Annotated in this window: 4 protein-coding genes, 1 tRNA gene and 1 pseudogene; 3 read left to right on the top strand and 3 right to left on the bottom strand. The window is 70.8% G+C overall.

The features are described from left to right. Nucleotides 1-248, bottom strand: a pseudogene (locus tag AC2CJA_RS24645) (TetR/AcrR family transcriptional regulator); the annotation flags it as partial. A gap of 161 nt (nt 249-409) precedes the next feature. Between AC2CJA_RS24645 and hisN the strand changes: the two are divergent. Together hisN and AC2CJA_RS24655 are read left to right on the top strand one after the other, a co-directional pair. Continuing rightward, a complete protein-coding gene (hisN, locus tag AC2CJA_RS24650) occupies nt 410-1,204 on the top strand; it encodes a histidinol-phosphatase (protein WP_484604886.1) in 795 nt (264 codons plus the stop codon). 144 nt (nt 1,205-1,348) lie between these two features. Continuing rightward, entirely contained in the window at nt 1,349-1,771 is a 423-nt protein-coding gene (locus tag AC2CJA_RS24655; RefSeq protein ID WP_484604887.1) for a CBS domain-containing protein, read from the top strand. Nucleotides 1,772-1,889: 118 nt separating this feature from the next. Here AC2CJA_RS24655 and AC2CJA_RS24660 read toward each other — a convergent pair whose 3' ends face one another. After that, nucleotides 1,890-3,356, bottom strand: coding sequence for a catalase (locus AC2CJA_RS24660; protein WP_484604888.1), 1,467 nt, complete (start codon nt 3,354-3,356; stop codon nt 1,890-1,892). Nucleotides 3,357-3,489: 133 nt separating this feature from the next. On the opposite strand from AC2CJA_RS24660, the gene AC2CJA_RS24665 reads away from it, so the two are divergent. Further along, complete coding sequence (locus AC2CJA_RS24665; RefSeq protein ID WP_206350659.1) at nt 3,490-3,906, top strand: Fur family transcriptional regulator; 417 nt, start codon at nt 3,490-3,492, stop codon at nt 3,904-3,906. A gap of 187 nt (nt 3,907-4,093) precedes the next feature. Here the strand turns inward: AC2CJA_RS24665 and AC2CJA_RS24670 are convergent. Further along, nucleotides 4,094-4,167 (bottom strand) — tRNA-Met (locus AC2CJA_RS24670). Nucleotides 4,168-4,387: the final 220 nt, after the last annotated feature.

Genomic DNA, 4,387 nt, shown 5'->3' on the forward strand with positions numbered 1-4,387 from the left:
GCCCTCCCCCCGGGCACCAGCGCGGCGGCGACACGGTCGCGCAGCCCCGCCGCCACGCGGTCCGTCTCCGGGCCGGGCGACGGCAGCCGGGAGTCCCAGCAGCCGGTGAGCGCGGCGCGCACCAGCGGATCGCGGTGAGCGGCGCTCACCATCGACACGGCCGCCGCGGCGCATCCCGCGACGGGGACGTCGGCCGGGTGGGCGGCCGGTCCGGCGGGCCTCCCGGCAGAGGGCATCGTCGAGGTCATCAAGGCCTCCCCCGGACGCGGCGGGTCGCGCAAAGCATCGGTGCGGTGGCGGAGGGTGTCAAGACGCCTCGCGCCATCTCACCGCCGCGGGTGTACGGCCGCGCACCCGGTTGGCCACTCCCGTGTGGCTGGCCGGCCGCGCCGCTGGATACTGTTCGTCCATGCCCGACTACCACGATGACCTGCGTCTCGCCCACGTGCTGGCCGACACCGCCGACGCCACGACGATGGAGCGGTTCAAGGCCCTCGACCTCAAGGTCGAGACCAAACCCGACATGACGCCGGTGAGCGAGGCCGACAAGGCGGCCGAGGAGCTGATCCGCACCTCCCTGCGGCGGGCGCGGCCGCGCGACGCGGTGCTGGGCGAGGAGTTCGGCAGCGAGGGGCGCGGGCCGCGCCGCTGGGTCGTCGATCCCATCGACGGCACCAAGAACTACGTGCGCGGCGTCCCGGTCTGGGCCACGCTGATCGCGCTGATGGAACGGACCGAGGAGGGCGACCGCCCGGTGGTCGGCGTGGTGTCGGCTCCGGCCCTCAACCGGCGCTGGTGGGCGGCGCTGGGCGCCGGCGCGTACACCGGCCGCAGCCTGACGTCCGCGACCCGGCTGTCGGTCTCGCGGGTGGCCCGGGTGCAGGACGCCTCGTTCGCGTTCTCCTCACTCGGCGGCTGGGAGGAGCGCGGCAGGCTCGGCGGCTTCCTCGACCTGACCCGGGACTGCTGGCGCACCCGCGGCTACGGCGACTTCTGGCCGTACATGATGGTCGCCGAGGGGTCGGTGGACTTCTGCGCGGAGCCGGAGCTGTCGTTGTGGGACATGGCGGCGAACGCGATCGTCGTGCAGGAGGCGGGCGGCGCCTTCACCGGCCTGGACGGGCGCGAGGGCCCGCACAGCGGGAACGCGGCGGCTTCCAACGGACTGCTCCACGAGGACCTGCTCACCTACATCGGCGACTGAGCGCACCGCCGGGTTGCGGTCAACCGGCCTTCACCTGCACCTTGTTGCGGCTCCATCGGCATGTGAACACGAGAATCCGCCCGCTTGTGAGCTTGTGAATCCTTTCTCCGGCCGGGATTCACCAAGGAGGTGGCACCAACCGTCATGACCACCCTCGTCCGTGACGCCATGAGCACCGTGGTTCTCACCATCGGCCCCGCCCACACCCTCCGCCAGGCCGCCCGGCCGATGTCCGCCCGGCGGGCCGGCACGGCCGTCGTCCTCGACCCCGACGCCGGCGGCGTCGGAATCCTCACCGAACGCGACATCCTCGACTCCGTGGGGGCCGGGCAGGACCCCGACGGGGAGCCCGCACATCTGCACACCACCACCGACGTGGTCTTCGCCGCCCCCGGCTGGACCCTGGAGGACGCCGCACGAGCCATGGCCCGCGGCGGGTTCCGCCATCTGATCGTGCTCGACGACCGGGAACCGGTGGGGGTGGTCTCGGTGCGCGACATCATCCGCTGCTGGTCCCCGGTGCGCCGGGAAGCACCCGCCGCGCCCGCCGGCACCGCTGCCGTCTGAGACCGGCCGTCCCGGGGCGCGTCCCCGCGTGCCGCGGGCCCGCCCAGCGGCGCGCCGGAGGGACCGGAGCCCACTGGCGTCCGGTCCCTCCGGGTTCGTACGGCGAGGAGTCGCCGGATCAGCCGCGCAGGGCCTTGACCGCGGCCTCCAGCCTCCTGCCGTAGTCCTCGTCGGCCTGGCGGAAGTTCTCGACGGCCCGCTTGACGATGTCGTCGCGCGAGACCTTCGCGATGAAGCCGGCCAGGTTGTCGATCAGACGCCCCTTCTCCTCCTCCGTCATCAGGCGGTAGAGGTTGCCCGCCTGGACGAAGTCGTTGTCCTCGGCGTGCGAGGGTGCGGGGATGTCACCGGTGGTCCCGGCGACCGGGACCGGCTGCCACGGCGCGCGGCCGGTCTCGTTCGGGCCGCCGAAGCTGTTGGGCTCGTAGTTCTTCGCCCCACCGTGGCGGCCGTCGTACATGAAGCCGTCGCGGCCGTGGCTGCGGGCCTCGGTGGCGTGCGGGCGGTTCACCGGCAGGTGGTCGGCGTTGATGCCCACCCGGTAGCGGTGCGCGTCGCCGTAGGCGAACAGCCGGCCCTGGAGCATCTTGTCCGGGGAGGGACCGATGCCCGGCACGAAGTGGTGCGGGGAGAAGATCGACTGCTCGACCTCGGCGAAGATGTTCTGCGGGTTGCGGTTCAGCTCCAGCTTGCCGATCTCGATGACCGGGTAGTCCGCGTGCGGCCAGACCTTGGTCAGGTCGAACGGGTTGAAGCGGTAGTTCGCCGCCTCGGCCGCCGGCATGATCTGGACGCCGACGGTCCAGCTCGGGAAGTCGCCGCGCTCGATGGACTCGCGCAGGTCGCGCTGGTGGCTGTCGGGGTCCTTGCCCGCCAGGAGGTCGGCCTCGTCCTGGGTGAGGCACTTGATGCCCTGGTCGGTCTTGAAGTGGTACTTGACCCAGAAGACCTCGCCCGCCTCATTGCTCCACTGGAAGGTGTGCGAGCCGAAGCCGTCCATGTGGCGGTACGAGGCCGGGATGCCCCGGTCGCCGAAGAGCCAGGTCACCTGGTGGGTGGACTCCGGGCTCAGGCCCCAGAAGTCCCAGACGTTGTCGGCCTCCTGGGAACCGGTGTACGGGTCGCGCTTCTGGGTGTGGATGAAGTCGGGGAACTTGATGGCGTCCTTGATGAAGAACACCGGGGTGTTGTTGCCGACGAGGTCGTAGTTGCCCTCCTCGGTGTAGAACTTCACCGCGAAGCCGCGCGGGTCGCGCACCGCGTCGGCCGCGCCCAGGTTGCCGGCGACGGTCGAGAAGCGCAGGAAGACCTCGGTCTCCTTGCCGATCCCGGAGAGGAACTTCGCCCGGGTGTACTTCGTCACGTCGGCGGTGACGGTGAAGGTGCCGTAGGCGCCCGCGCCGCGGGCGTGGACGACCCGCTCGGGGATGCGCTCGCGGTTGAAGTGGGCGAGCTTCTCCAGCAGGAGCTGGTCCTGGAGCAGGACCGGGCCGCCCGAACCGGCGGTCTCGCTGTTCTGGTTGTCCGCGACGGGAGCACCGGCCTCCGTGGTCAGCGGCCCGGTGTTCTCGATCTGGGCAGTCACATGCGCCTCCTGAATCTGTCCTGTCCCCTTGGCTTGAGCCGAACGCGATCCTACATTGGACATTGTCTAAGTCAAGAAGAGCATGAAGATCGTACATAATCCGGCCATGGACACGCGCTGCTAAGGTGGAAACATGAGTGACCTGCTACAACGTCTCCGGGATCGCGGCTGGCGGCTGACCGCCCAGCGGCGAGTGGTCGCCGAGGTCCTCGATGGTGAGCATGTCCACTACACCGCCGACGAGGTGCACGCGCGCGCGACCGAGAAGCTGCCGGAGATCTCCCGCGCCACCGTCTACAACACCCTCGGCGAACTGGTCTCGATCGGCGAGGTGATCGAGGTCAGCACGGACGGCCGCGCCAAGCGGTACGACCCGAACGCGCACCACTCCCACCAGCACCTGGTGTGCTCGCGGTGCGGTGTGATCCGCGATGTCCGCCCCTCCGGCGACCCGCTCGCACTGCTCCCCGAGGGAGAGCGCTACGGGTTCACCCTGGACGAGGCGACGGTCACCTACCGGGGGCTGTGCCCCTCCTGCGCCTCCGCCTGACACCTCCGCCCGACACGTCCGGAATCCTTCGGCGGAGCCCGTGCGCTCCCGCGGGCAGCCGGCGCCGAACCGCGCCGCACGTACGACCTCCCACGACGGCGCTCACAGCACTTGACGGATGCGGGCGGGCGGCGGAAAACGGCCGGTGCCCGGATCCTTTGTCAGGATCCGGGCACCGGCTCATCAGTAGCGGGGACAGGATTTGAACCTGCGACCTCTGGGTTATGAGCCCAGCGAGCTACCGAGCTGCTCCACCCCGCGTCGTTGTGTTCACAACCTTAACCCACCGAGACGATCAGCGCAAACCACGGGGGTCTTCCCCCTACCCTCCCCGCCGTCCCCTCGCACCGCCGCGTGCCTCAGGCCGTCAACTCCTCGTGAAGGGCCTCGCACAGCCGCGCGGCGCGCTCGGCGACCTCCGGCGGGCCCAGCTCGACCGCGCGGGCGCACCAGTGGCGGCCGGCGGCTGTCTCTTATACAC

It is taken from the genome of Streptomyces sp. ATLC9, assembly GCF_057196705.1.

Bases quoted from the DNA above. Each gene is read 5' to 3' on its own strand.
- AC2CJA_RS24655 (WP_484604887.1), top strand. From the start codon at position 1,349: ATGACCACCCTCGTCCGTGACGCCATGAGCACCGTGGTTCTCACCATC.
- hisN (WP_484604886.1), top strand. From the start codon at position 410: ATGCCCGACTACCACGATGACCTGCGTCTCGCCCACGTGCTGGCCGAC.
- AC2CJA_RS24665 (WP_206350659.1), top strand. From the start codon at position 3,490: ATGAGTGACCTGCTACAACGTCTCCGGGATCGCGGCTGGCGGCTGACC.